Origin of the sequence: Methylobacterium tarhaniae (genome assembly GCF_001043955.1) — a bacterium.
Lineage (GTDB): Bacteria > Pseudomonadota > Alphaproteobacteria > Rhizobiales > Beijerinckiaceae > Methylobacterium > Methylobacterium tarhaniae.
On sequence record NZ_LABZ01000469.1, the window covers coordinates 1 to 690 of the forward strand.

1 protein-coding gene is annotated in these 690 nt (G+C 60.3%); it reads left to right on the forward strand.

Translation table 11 applies throughout. The features are described 5' to 3' along the window. Window positions 1-171 precede the first annotated feature (171 nt). Window positions 172-690 (forward strand): LLM class flavin-dependent oxidoreductase (locus VQ03_RS30720; RefSeq protein WP_048454732.1); only part of this gene is annotated, 519 nt, incomplete at its 3' end.

Consider the following 690-nt stretch of genomic DNA (forward strand, 5'->3'; position numbering starts at 1 on the left):
CAAGAAAAAGTGTTTCTCTTCCTTTGACTATGCCCCATCTTCGTCAGACATTGAGCGCACCAAAGCTACAATGCAAGCAAGGCTTCGTTGTGTGCTTGATTTCATAATGTATTCACTTGCGGTCTCAGCATCGATTGGGCCGCACGATGTCTCGAATTCGCGGATAGATGCATGACTCTCCCGAACCATCTCGCCCAGGAGCCGATCCGTTTCGCCTATTGGGTGCCCAACGTGTCCGGCGGCCTCGTCATCAGTAAGATCGAGCAGCGCACCAGCTGGGATGCCGACTACAACCGCAAGCTTGCCCAGATCGCGGAGGAGGCCGGGTTCGACTACGCCCTGACGCAGATTCGCTTCACCGCCGGCTACGGTGCCGAGTTCCAGCACGAATCGGCGGCGTTCAGCCACGCCCTGCTGGCGGTGACCACGAAGCTCAAGGTCATCGCCGCGCTCCTGCCCGGCCCGTGGAACCCGACCATCGCAGCCAAGCAGATCGCCACGATCAGCCAGCTCACCAACGGGCGTATCGCCATCAACGTCGTGTCGGGCTGGTTCTCCGGCGAGTTCCGCGCCATCGGCGAGCCCTGGCTCGACCATGACGAGCGTTATCGCCGTTCGGAAGAGTTCATCCGCGCGCTTCGCGGAATCTGGACGCAGGACGACTTCACCTTCCGCGGCGATTTCTACCGC